Annotated in this window: 15 protein-coding genes, 1 pseudogene and 1 other annotated feature; of the genes and pseudogenes, 15 read left to right on the forward strand and 1 reads right to left on the reverse strand. The window is 68.0% G+C overall.

Annotated features, from left to right (window positions below; genetic code table 11):
* Nucleotides 1-64: 64 nt before the first annotated feature.
* Nucleotides 65-1,162, reverse strand: coding sequence for a tocopherol cyclase family protein (locus JOD52_RS09775; RefSeq protein WP_042343351.1), 1,098 nt, complete (start codon nt 1,160-1,162; stop codon nt 65-67).
* A gap of 256 nt (nt 1,163-1,418) precedes the next feature.
* On the opposite strand from JOD52_RS09775, the gene JOD52_RS17740 reads away from it, so the two are divergent.
* The 15 genes and pseudogenes from JOD52_RS17740 (at nt 1,419) to JOD52_RS09850 (ending at nt 15,379) form a co-directional block, all read left to right on the forward strand.
* The gene (locus JOD52_RS17740; RefSeq protein ID WP_204409717.1) at nt 1,419-2,945 is read left to right on the forward strand and encodes a molybdopterin-dependent oxidoreductase; all 1,527 of its coding nucleotides are present in this window, start codon (nt 1,419-1,421) and stop codon (nt 2,943-2,945) included.
* 22 nt (nt 2,946-2,967) lie between these two features.
* Entirely contained in the window at nt 2,968-3,162 is a 195-nt protein-coding gene (locus JOD52_RS09785; protein WP_204409718.1) for a hypothetical protein, read from the forward strand.
* 101 nt (nt 3,163-3,263) lie between these two features.
* Nucleotides 3,264-4,826 carry an IS21 family transposase gene (istA, locus tag JOD52_RS09790; RefSeq protein WP_204408388.1) on the forward strand — a complete coding sequence of 521 codons (1,563 nt, stop codon included), beginning with the start codon at nt 3,264-3,266 and terminating at the stop codon, nt 4,824-4,826.
* On the forward strand, nt 4,823-5,569 hold the full coding sequence (locus JOD52_RS09795; RefSeq protein WP_338124028.1) for an ATP-binding protein: 747 nt from the start codon (nt 4,823-4,825) through the stop codon (nt 5,567-5,569). The genes istA and JOD52_RS09795 overlap by 4 nt, the downstream gene beginning before the upstream one ends.
* Nucleotides 5,570-5,875: 306 nt before the next feature.
* Entirely contained in the window at nt 5,876-6,613 is a 738-nt protein-coding gene (locus JOD52_RS09800; protein WP_083871790.1) for a Crp/Fnr family transcriptional regulator, read from the forward strand.
* Between the two features lie 381 nt (nt 6,614-6,994).
* A complete protein-coding gene (locus JOD52_RS09805; protein WP_017824009.1) occupies nt 6,995-7,810 on the forward strand; it encodes an NAD-dependent epimerase/dehydratase family protein in 816 nt (271 codons plus the stop codon).
* Complete coding sequence (locus JOD52_RS09810) at nt 7,807-8,526, forward strand: Pr6Pr family membrane protein (RefSeq protein WP_204409719.1); 720 nt, start codon at nt 7,807-7,809, stop codon at nt 8,524-8,526. The genes JOD52_RS09805 and JOD52_RS09810 overlap by 4 nt, the downstream gene beginning before the upstream one ends.
* 10 nt (nt 8,527-8,536) lie before the next feature.
* On the forward strand, nt 8,537-9,376 hold the full coding sequence (locus JOD52_RS09815) for a cytochrome P450 family protein (RefSeq protein ID WP_239551857.1): 840 nt from the start codon (nt 8,537-8,539) through the stop codon (nt 9,374-9,376).
* Between the two features lie 58 nt (nt 9,377-9,434).
* Nucleotides 9,435-10,666, forward strand: a pseudogene (locus JOD52_RS17045) (IS3 family transposase).
* Nucleotides 9,704-9,835, forward strand: a sequence feature (AL1L pseudoknot). (Overlaps the previous pseudogene by 132 nt.)
* A 44-nt stretch (nt 10,667-10,710) precedes the next feature.
* Nucleotides 10,711-11,088, forward strand: coding sequence for a cytochrome P450 (locus JOD52_RS17050; protein ID WP_259784196.1), 378 nt, complete (start codon nt 10,711-10,713; stop codon nt 11,086-11,088).
* 131 nt (nt 11,089-11,219) lie between these two features.
* Nucleotides 11,220-12,119 (forward strand): SDR family oxidoreductase, encoded by a 900-nt coding sequence (locus JOD52_RS09830; RefSeq protein ID WP_017824006.1) that lies wholly within the window; start codon nt 11,220-11,222, stop codon nt 12,117-12,119.
* 183 nt (nt 12,120-12,302) lie between these two features.
* Nucleotides 12,303-13,367, forward strand: a complete 1,065-nt coding sequence (locus tag JOD52_RS09835; RefSeq protein ID WP_204409720.1) for a cation diffusion facilitator family transporter — start codon at nt 12,303-12,305, stop codon at nt 13,365-13,367.
* Complete coding sequence (locus JOD52_RS09840) at nt 13,364-13,744, forward strand: ArsR/SmtB family transcription factor (RefSeq protein WP_204409721.1); 381 nt, start codon at nt 13,364-13,366, stop codon at nt 13,742-13,744. Before JOD52_RS09835 ends, JOD52_RS09840 begins: the two co-directional genes overlap by 4 nt.
* A 139-nt stretch (nt 13,745-13,883) precedes the next feature.
* Nucleotides 13,884-14,345: a substrate-binding periplasmic protein gene (locus JOD52_RS09845; protein WP_338124077.1), complete on the forward strand. Its 462-nt coding sequence runs from the start codon at nt 13,884-13,886 to the stop codon at nt 14,343-14,345.
* Nucleotides 14,345-15,379, forward strand: coding sequence for a cation efflux transmembrane domain-containing protein (locus tag JOD52_RS09850; protein ID WP_204409722.1), 1,035 nt, complete (start codon nt 14,345-14,347; stop codon nt 15,377-15,379). Before JOD52_RS09845 ends, JOD52_RS09850 begins: the two co-directional genes overlap by 1 nt.
* Nucleotides 15,380-15,412: the final 33 nt, after the last annotated feature.

Genomic DNA, 15,412 nt, shown 5'->3' on the forward strand with positions numbered 1-15,412 from the left:
TTGCTGCGGCTCGGCTGCCGCGCCCGATTGCTGCGGCTCATCTGCCGCGGTCGATTGCTGCCCTTCAGCTGCGCCGGACCATGGGCCGGTGGTCCGTGGCCCCGGCGGGTGCGCCGCGCCGCCTCAGCTCCGCCGCCACGCGATCCAGGCCTCCGTGTTCGAGACCCGCCAGATCCGTGACCCCGCTCCACACCTCGGTGCGGCCCTGCCGCACGGTCACCTCGAGGTGACCTCCGAGGTGCTCGATCGCCCCGGCGGTGTTGCGCCGCTCGGTCGGCAGCGGGACCGGCAGCACGTGCGCATCGCCCAGGGGTGCGGCGGCGTGCACGTCGATCTGCCAGCGGGCCGAGCGTCCGCACAGCTCCCAGGTCTCATGCCCCACATCGGCCCGGACCGGTGAGATGCCCGGGTTGCCCAGTCGCATCACGGTGCCGTCGGGAAGCCGTGCGACCAGGCCCGTGACCTCGGTGCGGAAGGGTCCGGCGCTCACGTCTCCCCCGGCGAAGGCGATGCTCGCCCCCGGCTCGGTGAAGCCGTGGGCCTGCCCCCACCACCAGGAGTCCGGGAAGCCGCCGCGGCCCCAGTTCTTCTCCCCGTACGCCTGTGCGCCGTCGAGCTCGTACCGGGTGCCGTCGATCTCCACCACGCCATCGGCTCGTCCGCCCAGCAGCCAGGGGTGCCAGTACTGGTTCAGCGCCGGCACCATCTGGAACACACTGGACCCGCCCAGCAGCCGGGAGGGCCAGCGCTGGTGCTGGGAGATCGCTACATCGATGTGCACCCGGTCCTCCAGATCCACGGTGACGCGCTGGTCGGTGCCGCAGAAGATGCTCCCGTTGCGGGCACCCAGCTGGTGCACCCTCGCCTGCGCCCCTGGCCAGGCACCGGTGATCAGGCCCCCGTCGGGCCAGCTCGCCACGCCGATGGTGGACCACGCCTCCGTCGAGGCAGCAGAGGGTCGATTCACGCCGTGCAGCACGATCACCGAGCGACCGGCCGCCACATCGGTGAAGCGCCAGAAGTAGCCCTCCATCGCCACGCCGTGCCAGCGCTCCGGCGAGGAGAACGGCAGATCAGCACCACTGCGTCGATAGGCGGACAGCCTGGGCGCACTCGCGCCGTCGATGGCGGCCCCGATCGGAGCGGGCACAGGAGTTCTCATCGACCCAGTGTGCCCGCCGTCACTGTGCCGGCCCTGGACCGCGATCGGAACCGAGCCCAAGAGCTGCGGAGTTCTCCATGCATCCCCAATGCCTTGACCGGGGGTGACGGACTTTCGTCCCCCGCATGGACTACGATTCGCGGTGAAGGCAATATCCACTGCCCCACCGGTCACAGCGGGGGTCGAACGCGCAAGCGGCCCGGGACCTGAGGGACAGCAGCCGCCGGCCTGCGGTCGGCCTGTCACGGAGGCTCCCGTGGATCTTGTCAGTCCCGACTTCCCCTTCTGGCTTCGCGCCTCGCACCTCATCAACTTCGTCCTGATCGGGATCCTGCTGCGCAGCGGCATCGAGATCCTCTCCTCCCTCCCCCGCCTGTGGTGGCGCAACGACTGCGCCCCCGGCACCGAGTGGCTGCGCTTCACGAAGCGCAAGCTGCCCAAGGAGGAGGGCGTGTACACCTCCCTGATGGACGAGAAGCCCGTCAGCCCGCTGCTGGCACTGCCCGGCAACGAGAACATCGGCCTGGGCCGCCACTGGCACGGCCTGGGCGTGATGCTGTGGGTGCTCAACGGCGTGATCTACGTGATCCTGCTGTTCGCCACCGGGCTGTGGAGGCGCATCATCCCCACCTCCTGGGACGTGATCCCGGAGGCGTGGGAGTCGTTCAAGATCTACCTGGGCTTCGGCGTGCCCGACGTCTCCCACTTCACCCCGTACGACTCACTGCAGATGATCGCGTACACCGGCGTCATCTTCGTCATCGCCCCGCTGCTGATCGCCACCGGCATCGCCATGTCCCCCACGGTGCGCACCCGCTTCCCGTGGTACGTGCGGCTGTGGGGCGGTCACCAGGGCGCCCGCTCCATCCACTTCCTGGGCATGGTGGCGATGTCGATCTTCATCGTGGTGCACGTGGGCCTGGTGTTCCTGGTGCACCCCACCTACAACCTGCCCCACATGGTCTTCGGCGTCACCGATCCCTCGCGCTTCGCGCAGGCCTTCACCATCGCCATCGCCACCATCGTGGTGGTGATCGGGTTCTGGATCTTCCTGAGCTACTGGACGCTCGCCGACCGCGCCCGCGCCCACCGCTTCCTGGTGCCCCTGACCGAGATCGGTCGTAAGATGGGCCTGGGCTGGGTGAAGATGAAGCCGAACTCCCCCGGCCAGTACACCGAGAAGGACATCTCCGCCTTCCACTGGACCAACGGCCTGCCCCCCACGGAGGACGAGTCCGCCTACTGGGTGGCCTCGCGGGACAAGGACTTCGCGGACTACGAGATCCTGGTCAAGGACATCACCACCGGGGTGGAGAAGCGCGTCACCCTCGAGGAGATCAAGGCGCTGCCGCGCCAGGAGTACATCACCACCACCACCTGCATGCAGGGCTGGTCGGCCACCTCCAAGTTCACCGGTGCCAGGCTGAGCGACGTGATGGGCCTGCTGGGGCCCCGCCCCGAGGGCGTGAACTACGTGATGGCGACGTCCTACGGCCTGGCACAGAAGATGTACGACAACCGTCCGCGTGAGCCGTTCTACTCGGTGATCGATCTCAACGACGCCGACTCGGAGATGACGATCCTGGCCTACGAGCGCAACGGCCACCCGCTGGACATCCACCTGGGCGGGCCGCTGCGCCTGCGCGTGGAGTCCAGCCACGGGTACAAGATGACCAAGTGGATCGCCGAGGTGGCGTGGATCGCCGACTACGCCGAGTACGGTGACGGTCGAGGCGGTACTCGCGAGGACTCCGCCCTCCAGGCGTTCAACGGGAGGATCTGAGATGGCTCCCGAGGAGGATCAGATGATCATCACCAGCATCTTCGAGGTCACCGGGCTCACGAAGGACGACGACATCAAGCGCGTCAAGGGCACCGTGTACGACACTCCCCACGTGGGCGCAGTGGCGTTCGAAGTGACACCCGAACGCACGCTGATTGAATATTCGCCTCGCTGGGGTCCGCTGATCGAGGGTTCGGGTGCCACGTCGCTGCCGTAGCGGTGGCGTCGTTCGGGACCACCAGTGGTGTCGTTGGGGCCGCTCTGTCTACGCTCCTTCCGCCGTGTGTATAGGGCACGCGGCGGAAGGAGCAATCTGGAATGGTACGGAAGATCAGGGCGAAGCTGGTGCTCCAGCTGCGCGCAGAAGGTCTGTCGGGGCGAGCGATTTCGTCCTCGCAGGGCATGTCCCGCAAGTCCGTGAGGGCGGTGTTCGAGGCCGCTGACGCTGCAGGGATCGGGTGGGGCGATATCGCGGACGTCGCCGATGAGCAGGTGTATGCCCGGTTGTTCCCGGGCCGGGGCGAGCACGAGAGCGTGTTCGCACAGCCGGACTGGGAACAGGTCCATCGAGAGATGGCCAGGGTCGGCGTGACGCTGAAGCTGTTGCACGGCGAGTACTTCGACGCGACCACGGCGGCTGGGGATCCGGCGATGGGGTATGACCGGTTTTGCCGCACCTACCAGCACCACGTCATGGTCACCGGTGCCGCTTCGAGAGTCGGTCACAAGGCCGGCCAGAGCGTGGAGGTCGACTGGTCCGGCCCCACGATGGAGCTGGCCGATCCGGTCACCGGCGAGGTCTCGAAGGTGTTCTTGTTCGTTGCCTGCCTGCCTTTTTCTCGTTACGCGTTCTGCTTCCCGGCGCTGGATATGCGCCAGGAGTCCTGGCTGCGAGCGCACGTAGCGATGTTCGAGGCGCTGGGCGGGACGGTCCCGAGGATCGTTCCGGACAACCTCAAGACCGGTGTGGTGAAGCACCCCCGCGAGGGCGAGATCGTCCTGAACGATGCGTATCGCGAGATGGCAGCGCATTACTCGGCGGCGGTGCTCCCGGGGAGGGTGCGGAAACCGAAAGACAAGGCGAGCGTGGAGAACACCGTCGCGCACGTCGCGACCTGGGTCATCGCCGGGCTGCGGGATCAGCGATTCACGTCCCTGCCCGAACTTGCAGCCGCCATCGGGCAGCGGATGGAGGCCTATAACGCGGAGCCGTTCCAGAAGCGGCCCGGATCCCGCGCCAGCGTGTTCGACGCGGAGGAGCGGCCGCTGCTGACGCCGCTGCCGGCGGTGCCCTACGAGATCTCGACATGGCACTACGGACGACGAGTGGGCAGGAACGGGCACGTCACGTTCGCGCGGAACTTCTACTCCGCGCCGTTCGCGCACATCGGCGCGAAGGTCGATCTGCGCATCACGGCCCGGACGCTGGAGATCTATCAGGGCAGCCAGCGACTGACCAGTCACCTGCTGCTCCCGGAGACCGCGAGCAATGAGTACCGCACCAACGACGCGGACCTACCTGCGGGCGAGCGTTTCCAGGCCTGGGACGCGCAGAGGGTGCGGGCGTGGGCAGATCGGGTCGGGCCGGCCACGGTGATCGTGATCCAGCGGATCTTCGAGTCCGTGCCGATCGTGGAACAGGGCCTGGATCCCGCGTTGGCGGTGCTACGGCTCTCTCGCCGCTTCTCCGTAGATCGGGTCGAGGCGGCCTGCGCACTCGCGCTGACGGGACGGGTCCGTTCACCGCGCTATGCGCATCTGCACCCGATCTTGGCCACCGGGCAGGACAAGGTCGCCGCCCTGCGTCCACCCCGCGAGGAACCCGCGGAAGACGGCGGATACGTCCGTGGCGCCGACTACTACGCCGGAGGTGTCCGGTGAGCGTGATCGATAACGACACGAAGCGGAAGCTGCGCGAGATGGGCGCGACCGCGCTGCTGGACGCGATCGATGCCCAGGATGAGGCTCACGTGCTGGGGATGTCGTTCCAGGAACGGCTCCAGCTGATCGTGGACGAGGCGCATTCCATCTTCAATCATGGAAAGGTCGAGGGTCTGATCCGCCGGGCGGGGCTGCGTTATCCCGGAGCGGACCTGCGGCGGCTGGATCTGGTCGAGGAACGGGGACTGAACCGGAACGTGATCGCGCAACTGGCAACCTGCTCCTTCATCCAGCGGCAACAGAACGTGGTCTTCCAGGGCTTCACCGGCTCAGGGAAGTCCTACCTCGGCTGCGCGCTGGCGAAGCAGGCCTGCCAGCACCGGCTCCGAGCCCACTACATCCGAATGCCCGACCTCGAAGAGGCCTGGGCCCTGGCAAAGGACAAGCCGCAGGGCCAGACGAAGTTCCTGCGGAAGTACTCCACGTTCTCGCTGCTGGTGATCGACGAGTGGCTGCTGGACCATCCTGACGAGGGAATGCGTTCGATGCTGCTGGAACTGCTCGAGCGCCGCTATGACACCGGCTCGACCGTGTTCTGCACCCAGTACCCGAAGAAGGACTGGCACGCCCGGCTCGGTGGAGCAGTCCACGCCGATGCGATCATGGACCGCATCGTGCACAACACAATCTGGATCGACACCGGCGACAGGAACATGCGAGAACACACCGCACTGCCCCAGTGACCCGATGCCGGCGGGAGCCAGTGGTCCCCACCGCGGCGGCTACTGGCCCCCGTCGGCACGATCGGCGGTCCCCAAGAGCAAGATTCGGTGGCTCCCACGACTACGAATACTCAGCTGATGTTCCTCAAGCACCCCGAGGGCACCACGGTGGACCGCGAGGCGATCTCCCGCGCCCTTGCCTCCGTCGGCGAATTCCGCCTGGCCTGACCACACCCCGGACCGAGAGCACAGCTGCCACCACCCATGCACGAGAACTCCCCGCATCCGGCCCGATCCCATCCGGGGATCGGGCCGGCTGGCGCCCTGATGCTGCAGATCCAGCACCCGCACGTGTGCTCGGCCCAGACCCGTGCCGAGGTGCTGGGCCACGTGCGCCTGTTCCACGACCTCGACGCATCGGGCATTGCCGAGGTCGACTCGATGATGGCCTCCCGCTCCGCACCGGCAGACGCCGTGCTGTGCCGCGCCGGGGACCCGGCCGATGCCCTGTACGTGCTGGCTGCGGGGCGGGCCAAGTCCTGTACCGACACCACCGACGGCCACGAGGTGATCGACAGCCTGCTGGCACCCGGTGACATCTTCGGGGGCCTGCCCGCTCTGGGCCGGCGACAGCATCCCACCACGGTGCGCACGCTCACCGATGTGTGCGTGCTGCGGATCGACGCCCCCTCGTTCCGTCAGCTGCTGCTGCGCCTGCCTGCGGTGTCGCTGCGGGTGATCGACGAGCTGGCCGAGCAGCTCGATGCCTCCCGGGGGACCTCGGCGATGCTGGCCTCGGCCACGGTCCTCACCCGGGTCGCGGCCACCCTGGACTCCCTGTGCACCAAGTTCGGCACCCCCAACCGTGTCCATCCCGGCGCGATCGATCTGCACCTGCCCCTGTCCCGTGCGGATCTGGCCGGGCTCACCGGCTCCACCGTCGAATCGGTCTCCCGTGCCATGAGCACGCTGCGCCGGGAGGGAACGGTGGACACCGGTCGGCGCTGGACCACGGTGCTGGACCGAGAACGGCTGCGTTCACTCGCCGGCGGCGAGGCGCTCTGAGGACGGCGGTCCCCTCTGCACCCTCACCGAGGGCGCAGGACCCTGCACGAGCGAACCCCCGCGTCGACGTTCCAGGCGCCTGTCGGAAATCTTTCGACCCAGCTTGACCTGAATCATTCCCAACACATCCCCCGGCCCCTATCGTCGGGCCATGGGCTCCCCCGGTCCGCAGCTGCAGCATGATCGCACTGCGGCGCGGACGGAGGCCGGAACCGACCGGAACGACCGGGCATCACGGTGCTGGGAGGACTCGACCCCGCCCGCCACCGCGACAGTGTCACGCCACGTCCTCAGCCTTCACGGACCGGCATGACCGCCCGGTCGTTGCCGGGAGCAGAATACTGCTCGGACCTGGACGCCGCCGGCCCGTCGGCACCCATAATGGGGAGCGTGAACACTTCAGCGACGACCAACCCAACGGCGAAGAAGAGAATCCTGATCACCGGTGCGACCGGTGGCATCGGTCTGCACCTCAGCGATGTGCTGGCAGACGACTACGACATCGTCCAGCACGGTCGCACTCCGAAGAACGAGGAGCAGGAGAAGGTGCTGCAGCGCGCCGACCTCAGCGACTACGACGAGGTGCTGGCCCTCATGGACGGGGTGGACACCATCGTCCACATGGCCGGCTCCGCCTCCCCCGAGTCCGACTGGGACTCCGTGCTGGCAGCCAACATCATCGGGCTGCGCAACGTGCTCGAGGCTGCACGTGAGTCGGGTGTGCGGCGCGTCGTGTTCGCCTCCTCGAACCATGCGATGGGCATGTACGACCGCTATGAGGAGTGGCCGGTGTACCCCCATCAGCTCCCCCGCGGCGACTCCCTCTACGGGGTCTCCAAGATCTTTGGCGAGGCCCTGGGGCGCTTCTACCACGACGAGCACGGGCTGGACTTCATCGCGCTGCGCATCGGGTGGATGAGCGAGGACCCGTTCACCGCGGACGAGGACATCCTGCACGCCATGTGGCTGAGCCCGGACGACTGCGAGCAGGTGGTGCGGTGCGCGATCGAGGCGGAGGTGACGTTCGGCCTGTACTACGCGGTCTCGGACAATCCCAACCGTCGCTGGTCGATGACCAACACCACCCTCGAACTGGGCTACCGCCCGCAGGACTCCTGGACCGATCGTTCTGACCGGCCCGAGGACGTCGTCGAGGGCGGCGAGGACGTACGGGACGACTGGCCCAAGAACGCATGAGGACTGCCGTGGTGGCGGCCCGGCTGCTGGTCGCCGCCGCGGTGCTGGCCGCCCTGGTCTCCAATGCGATCGGGGCATGGCAGGAAGGTCTGCTCGCGCAGAACCTGTCCTACTTCACCAACCAGTCCAACCTCGCGTTCGTGCTGCTGGCCGTCACCGGTGCCGCGATGGTCCGCCGACGACCCGCATGGTTCGACGACGCGCGTGGTGCCGTCGCGTTCTACCTGGTGATGACCGGGATCATCTATGCGCTGCTGGTGGCACCACTGGACGAGCTGACCCGCTGGGACATCGGCTGGACCGGGATCGTGCTGCACCGCCTGGCACCGGTGGCAGCCCTGCTGGACTGGCTGCTGACCCCGCAGGGCCGCCGTCCGCGCGCCCGCAGGATCCTGTGGTGGCTGCTGTACCCGGTGGTCTTCCTGGTGTTCACCTGGGTGCGCGGCGGGATCACCGGCTGGTACCCGTACGAGTTCCTGGACCCCACCGCGAGCTCCTGGACCCAGGTGCTGCTGACCACCGTGGTGGTGCTGGTGGCCTTCGTGTCCATCGCCGTCGTGATGCACCTGATCGGCGGGAGGCTGCGACGCTCCACCGGCGCGCTCGACCCTGCCTCCCCCGGTTCCGTCTCCGTCGGCTCCGTCTCCCGCCGCTCGGTCAGGACCACCTCTGTCTCGCTCGACACAGCCTCCCCGCACGAAGAGCAGCGACCATAGGCTGGGGTCCATGAGCGCTCCCCTCTTCGACCCCACCGGCCTCGATCCCCGCTCCGCCACCGATGAGCAGCGCGCCGAGGGTCCACTGGCCCGCACCCCCGAGGGCACCTGGATCGTGCTGAGGCACGAGGAAGCTGCCCGCGTCGCCACGGATCCCGAGACCTTCTCCTCGGCCGTGTCCCGTTTCCTGCAGGTCCCCAATGGGCTGGACGGCGCCGAGCACACCGCGATGCGCGCGGCGACCGACCCGTACTTCGCGCTCGCGGAGATGGCGAAGCTCGAGCCCGCCGTCCGTGAGATCGCCCGCGATCTGGTCGAGGAGCTCACCGCCGACGTGGGGGCGGAGGGGACCGAGGTCGATGCGGTCTCGGCGATCGGAGCCGTGTTCGCGGTGAGGGCCCAGACCAGCTGGCTGGGCTGGTCTTCCGAGCTCGAGGGCGAGCTGCTGCAGTGGATGGTGGACAACCATGTGGCCACCCGTTCCGGGGATCTGGCGCGCACCAGGGAGGTGGCCGAGCGGTTCGATGCGATCATCGGCTCGGTGCTGGCACCTCGGCGGGCGGCAGGGGGCGACGCCCCGGACGACGTCACCACCCGGTTGATGCGGCAGAAGGTCTCGGTGACCTCGCTTGCGGATCAGGTGGCAGGGACCCGTTCCGGCGAGCGCGGGACTGCGGAGCGGGAGCTTCGCGAGGAGGAGATCGTCTCGATCCTGCGCAACTGGACCGGTGGTGACCTGGGCTCGATCGCTCTGTGCACGGGCGTGCTGCTGACCGGGCTGGCACAGATGCCGGCAGTGGCCGAGCGGGTGCGCGCCGGCAGCTACACGGAAGCCTGCGCGATCGTGTGAATCGTCCGGGGTTTGATAGAGGGTGAGCCAGACATCCTGGAAGGACCCCCTGATCACCATGGCCAACTACAAGTACCCCGTCGAGCTGCGGGAGCGAGCGACCCGCCTGGCCGTCGAGGCCCGCCGCGACCCGGCGACACGCATCGGCGCGATCGCGCGGATCGCGAAGCAGACGAACGTGCACAAGGAAGCGCTGCGGAACTGGGTCAGCAAGGCAGAAGCCGCAGACATCCCGACCGAGGCGGTGGACGCCGAAACGCGGATTCGTCAGTTGGAGGCGGAGAACCGTGAGCTGCGCCGCTCGAACGAGATCCTGAAGTCCGCGACGGCTTTTTTCGCGGCGGAGTTCGACCGCCCACAGAAGTGATCGTCGCCTACATCGACGAACAAAAAGACACGTGGGGGATCGAACCGATCTGCCGAGTTCTCACCAAAGAGCTCGATGTGAAGATCGCCCCGCAGACCTACTATGCGGCCCGCAGCCGACCTCCCTCGGCTCGCAGTGTTCGTGATGCCGAATTATCGAAGGAGATTATGCGCATTCATTTTCATCCACGAATGCGGGTCTACGGGATCCGGAAGATTCATGCGCAGCTCGTCCGCGAGGGCATCGCGGTCGGCAAGGGCAGAGTCGAGCGACTGTGCCGTTCCCTCGGCATCCGCGGCACCGTACGGGGCAAGTACCCGCGCACCACGAAGCCGGCCCCGGAGACCGGCCGCCCCTTGGACCTCGTCCAGCGGGAATTCACCGCGACCGCCCCGAATCAGCTATGGGTAGCGGACATCACCTATGTGCCCACCAGGTCGGGATGGGTATACGTCGCCTTCGTGCTCGACGTGTTCTCACGAATAATCGTCGGCTGGCAAACCTCGACGCGGCTCTATACCGATCTGGCCCTCGACGCGCTTAACATGGGATTCTGGAACCGTCGGAAAGCTGGCCAAGACGTGAGTGGATTGATACATCATAGCGACCGCGGAGTTCAATACCGCGCCATCAAATACTCGCAGGCGCTGGAGGAAGCCGAAGTTGTCGCTTCTGTCGGCTCGAAGGGAGATTCGTACGATAACGCGATGGCCGAGGCACTGAACTCACTCTACAAGCACGAACTGATCTTTCTCGATGGGCCCTGGAACGGCATCGAGGACGTCGAGCCGGCCACCGCCGACTGGGTCCACTGGTTCAATACCGACCGCCTCCACGGCAAGCTCGACCACCGCACCCCCACCGAGATCGAGACGGACCACCGGGTCCGTCAGCACGCCCCTCAGACCGCCACCGCGGCCTGAGCAACCATCACCCGCACACCCTCAACGAAACCCGGGACTTGACAGTGGACGAGCTGCTGAGGATCGACGATCCTTTCGTCTCCAACCGCCGCGTGGCCACCTGCCCGGTGACGCTCGCGGGCCAGGAGATCTCCCCGGGCGACCGCCTCGCCATCCACTGGACCTCCGCCAACCGCGACCAGCGCACCTTCGGTGACCCCGATCGGTTCGACCCCGAGGGCAACGCATCGCAGAACCTGGTGTGGGGTACGGGCAAGCACGTGTGCCCGGGACGCCCCCTGGCCACCATGGAACTGGTGGTGCTGCTCCAGGAACTGCTGGCCGTCGCCGATGTGGCCCCCGCCGGGACCGCGGGGCGTCGCGCCGTGGCACCGACCGGTGGCTGGAGTCACGCCCCGGTGCTGCTGACACCGCGCGCCTGACCCCGGGAGAGCCTGCCGGAGGCCCGGGTCCGGCCAGGCCCCGCACGACCTGTCGGTCGGATCCTCCCTTCCCCCGTCACGCCTGCCGTGCCTACGGTGAGCACACCACGCCACCATCGAAAGGACGTGCCATGACTGCCAAGGACCAGCTCACCTTCTGCGATCCTGTCTCCCGTTTCCCGGACATCACCCCGCCGAAGCAGCATCAGCCCGAGCCCGGCCTGGATGCCGAGCTCGAGCCGCAGACCGATCGCGGGGAGGATTCCTACCGCGGCACCGGCCGCCTGGAGGGCCGCAAGGCCCTGATCACTGGAGCGGACTCCGGCATCGGTGCGGCCGTCGCGATCGCCTTCGCCCGCGAAGGAGCCGACGTCGCGCTGTCCTATCTCCCCGCCGAGGAGGAGGACGCCCAGCACATCAAGAAGGTGATCGAGGAGACCGGGCGCACGGCCGTGCTGCTGCCCGGCGACCTGTCCGACAAGGAGTTCTGCACCCAGGTGGTGGAGGACGCCGTGCGAGAGCTGGGCGGTCTCGACGCCCTGGTGAACAACGCCGGCAAGCAGATCGCCCTGGAGGACATCGAGGAGCTGGACGATGAGCAGTGGACCACCACCTACGAGGTGAACATCCACGCCATCTTCCGCATCACCAAGGCCGCGCTCAAGCACCTCCCGGCGGGCTCGACCATCGTCAACTCCACCTCGATCCAGGCGTACGAGCCCTCCCCCACGCTGGTGGACTACGCCTCCACCAAGGCTGCGATCAACAACTTCACCAAGGGACTGGCCCAGCAGGTGGCCCCCAAGGGCATCCGCGTGAACGCGGTGGCGCCCGGGCCGATCTGGACGCCCCTGCAGGTCAGCGACGGCCAGCCGAAGGAGGCCCTGCCCGAGTTCGGCAAGAGCACCCCGCTGGGCCGCGCCGGCCAGCCCACCGAGCTGGCCCCGGCCTACGTGTTCCTCACCTCCCCGGAGTCCAGCTACGTGCTGGGAGAGACCCTCAACGTGAACGGCGGCATGCCCACCCCGTGATCGGACGGCGCAGGGGCTGAGCACCCCTGCCTCTCTCACATGCGACGACCGGTCCGTCCCCTCCCGGGGCGGGCCGGTCGTCCATGTCGGAGGGGATGACGCTGCACGAGCTGACTTGCACTTCCTCGGACCTCGACGTCTAATTGCGTATGTACGCAAGTAGTTGAGTGGGAGGTGGGTCCCATGGGCCACGGAGACGATCACGAGCACGGTCGCGGCCACCGCGAGCCGTACGACCACGGGCATCCGCACGAGCAATCCCATGGCCACGACCACGGCCACCCCCATGATCACGACCATGACCATCTGCACGGGTCCGGGTTCTGGGCGCAGGTCAAGCACGCGATCGTTCCCCACTCCCACGACCACGTCGAGAAGGCGCAATCGGCCGACGAGGCCCGTGCCGATGGGATCCGCACCGCCTGGATCGGGCTGGTCGGGATGCTGGCGATCGCCGCGGCCCAGATCCTGATCGTCTGGATCTCCGGCTCCGTGGGCCTGCTGGCCGACACGGTCCACAGCATCAGCCACGCCGTCACCACCATCCCGCTGATCATCGCGTTCCGACTCGGAGCACGCGCGGCCACCAGTCGGCTCCCCTACGGCTACCACCGCTTCGAGGACATCGTCGGGATCTTCATCTCCCTGGTGGTCTTCGGTGTCGCGCTGCTGATCGGATGGGAGGCGATCGACGGTCTGCGCAACCCCGAGCCGCTGCAGAACCTGGGCTGGGCCTTCGCCGCAGGCCTGGTGGGATTCATCGGCAACGAGGTGATCGCCGAGTACCGGATCCGTGGCGGCAAGCGCATCGGATCCGCGGCCCTGATCGCCGAGGGCCAGCATGCGCGTGCCGACGGCTTCACCTCCCTGGCAGTGGTGCTGGGCATCGTCGGCGCCTGGCTGGGCTATCCCCAGGCCGATTCCGTGGTGGGCCTCATCATCGCCCTGATGATCTTCGGGATCATGCTGGCCTCCCTGCGCACCACCGTGATGCGCCTGATGGACGGCGTGGAGCCGGGCCTGCTGGACTCCGTGACCGAGACGGTGCTGGCCACCGAGGGCGTGTGTTCGGCCATCGTGCGCGCCCGCTGGAGCGGTCACCGCATGTTCGCCGAGGCCCACATCGGGGTGGACCCGGACCTCACTGTCGCCCAGGCCGATCAGGTCTCCGCAGCTGCTCGCGACGCCCTCGAGACGAGGCTCGGCAACGTCGAGCGAACCGTCGTCGAACTGGTCCCCGCCCGATGAGCACCGCCGACCGCACGTCCCGCCCGGCGCCGCACCCCGGTGAGGGTGAGGTGGATGTCGCGGCAGCAGTCGGGATCTTCGCCATGCTGGCCGACGCCACCCGGGTGCGGATCGTCCTGGCCCTCCGCGAGGGCGAGATGGCCGTGGGTGAGATCGCCGGCGCCGTCGGCAAACCTGTCCCGGCGGTATCCCAGCACCTGGCGAAGCTGCGGCTGTCGGCCATGGTGGAGTCCCGACAGGACGGCAACCGGGTGTACTACCGCCTGATCAACGACCATGCCGCACGTCTGGTCGGGGACGCGATGCACCAGGCGGAGCATGCCGCGTCCCCGCACCCTGCGCACCATGCGACCGGAGGGTCGGCCCACCGGCATTGACCGGTGCACTTCCCGGCGTAGGGTGGCCGCCATGTCCTCGTGGCCCTCGGTCGCAGCAACGACGCCCTCCTCCCCCGCCGTGCACGGTGCCGGGGACGAGCGACCATGGCGCTGCCGACTCATGCATCTGGTGCGGATCGTGACTGCACTGCTCGCTCTGTGCGTGATCACTACCGGGTGTGCGAGTGGCCTGCCCCGCGACAGCCAGGGCACCCTGGACCGCGTCACCGGCGGTGTCCTCCGGGTGGGGATCAGCGAGCACCCACCATTCGCCACCGTCGGTGCGGACGGGCAGGTCGGTGGCGAGGAGGCAGAACTGGTGCGCGAGTACGCCGCGAGCATCGATGCCGAGATCGACTGGATGCCGGGACCGGAGAGCGCGCTTGCAGAGGCGATGAAGGCCGGCGAGCTCGACGTGGTGATCGGAGGCTTCACCGAGGATTCCCCCTTCACCGGCGACATGGCCTTCACCCGCCCGTACACCACCCTGGAGCGGCCCGACGGCTCCACGGCGAAGGTGGTGATGGGGGTGCGCCCCGGGGAGAACGCCTTGATGGTGGACCTGGAACTGTTCCTGGCGCGGACGACGGGTGAGATCTGATGGGACGGGGCGACCGCAGCTGGAGCAGCGGGGCGAACCGGCCGGGCAACGCGCAGCCGCAGTCCGGTCACTCGGCGATGGGCGAGGACCAACGGCTCGCCCTGCGCCGCGCCGTCCGCCTGGAATGGATCACCATCGCCTGGATGGGCAGCACCGTGGTGCTGGTGGGCATCGTCGCCGGCCAGTCCCAGGCGATGCGCGCCGCCTGGGCGGAGGATGCGCTGTCGCTGCTGCCTCCGATCGCCTTCCTGGTGGCCACCCGCTTCATCCGCCGTCCCCGCAGCCGGGGGCACCCCTACGGCCATCACCGCGCGATCGGCGTGGCACACCTGGTGGCGGCCCTCGCCCTGCTGGGCATGGGTTCATACCTCGCCGTCAGCTCTGCCCTCGGCCTGATCCGGGTGGAGCGCCCGCCCGTGGGTCTGACGGTGCTGCTCGGGCAGCCGATCTGGGCGGGCTGGCTGATGATCGCGGTCATGGTCATCACCAGCCCGGGACCCGTGGTGCTGGGACGGATGAAGAGGAAGCTCGCCGAGGACCTTCACGACAAGGTGCTCATCGCCGATGGCGACATGGGCAGCGCCGACTGGAAGACCGCTGTCGCCACCGTGGTCGGAGTGCTCGGCATCGGTATCGGCTGGTGGTGGGCCGACTCCGTCGCCGCGATCATCGTCTCGATCTCGATCGTCAAGGACGGGGTCCACAACCTGTGGTCGGCGATCGCCGGCCTCACCGACACCGAGGCCCGCACCGTGGACGACTCCGCTCCCCATCCCCTCACGCTGCAGGTCGAGCAGCAGGCCCTAGCCGAGCCATGGGTCGCCGATGCAGCCGCGCGGATGCGGGACCTGGGGCATCTGTTCCACGTCGAGCTGTTCGTCGCCCCGCATCCCGGTGCGTGGCCTACAGCTGATCAGCTCGATGCCCTCCATCAGGCCGTCTCCGAACTGGACTGGAAGCTGCACGACGTGGTGGTGGTGCCGGTGCGCGTACTGCCGGAGGCCCAGACCTTTCGGTCGACGCTGCGGGACTGAGCGCATCTCATCGTTACGGTGGTGGGCACCCTC

The organism is Brachybacterium muris (assembly GCF_016907455.1).
In the GTDB taxonomy this organism is placed as follows: Bacteria; Actinomycetota; Actinomycetes; order Actinomycetales; family Dermabacteraceae; genus Brachybacterium; species Brachybacterium muris.

Coding starts and splice junctions, on each gene's coding strand:
- JOD52_RS09805 (WP_017824009.1), top strand. CDS start 6,995: ATGGGGAGCGTGAACACTTCAGCGACGACCAACCCAACGGCGAAGAAG.
- JOD52_RS09800 (WP_083871790.1), top strand. CDS start 5,876: ATGCTGCAGATCCAGCACCCGCACGTGTGCTCGGCCCAGACCCGTGCC.
- JOD52_RS09815 (WP_239551857.1), top strand. CDS start 8,537: ATGAGCGCTCCCCTCTTCGACCCCACCGGCCTCGATCCCCGCTCCGCC.
- istA (WP_204408388.1), top strand. CDS start 3,264: ATGGTACGGAAGATCAGGGCGAAGCTGGTGCTCCAGCTGCGCGCAGAA.
- JOD52_RS09840 (WP_204409721.1), top strand. CDS start 13,364: ATGAGCACCGCCGACCGCACGTCCCGCCCGGCGCCGCACCCCGGTGAG.
- JOD52_RS09830 (WP_017824006.1), top strand. CDS start 11,220: ATGACTGCCAAGGACCAGCTCACCTTCTGCGATCCTGTCTCCCGTTTC.
- JOD52_RS09850 (WP_204409722.1), top strand. CDS start 14,345: ATGGGACGGGGCGACCGCAGCTGGAGCAGCGGGGCGAACCGGCCGGGC.
- JOD52_RS09775 (WP_042343351.1), bottom strand. CDS start 1,162: ATGAGAACTCCTGTGCCCGCTCCGATCGGGGCCGCCATCGACGGCGCG.
- JOD52_RS09835 (WP_204409720.1), top strand. CDS start 12,303: ATGGGCCACGGAGACGATCACGAGCACGGTCGCGGCCACCGCGAGCCG.
- JOD52_RS09785 (WP_204409718.1), top strand. CDS start 2,968: ATGATCATCACCAGCATCTTCGAGGTCACCGGGCTCACGAAGGACGAC.
- JOD52_RS09810 (WP_204409719.1), top strand. CDS start 7,807: ATGAGGACTGCCGTGGTGGCGGCCCGGCTGCTGGTCGCCGCCGCGGTG.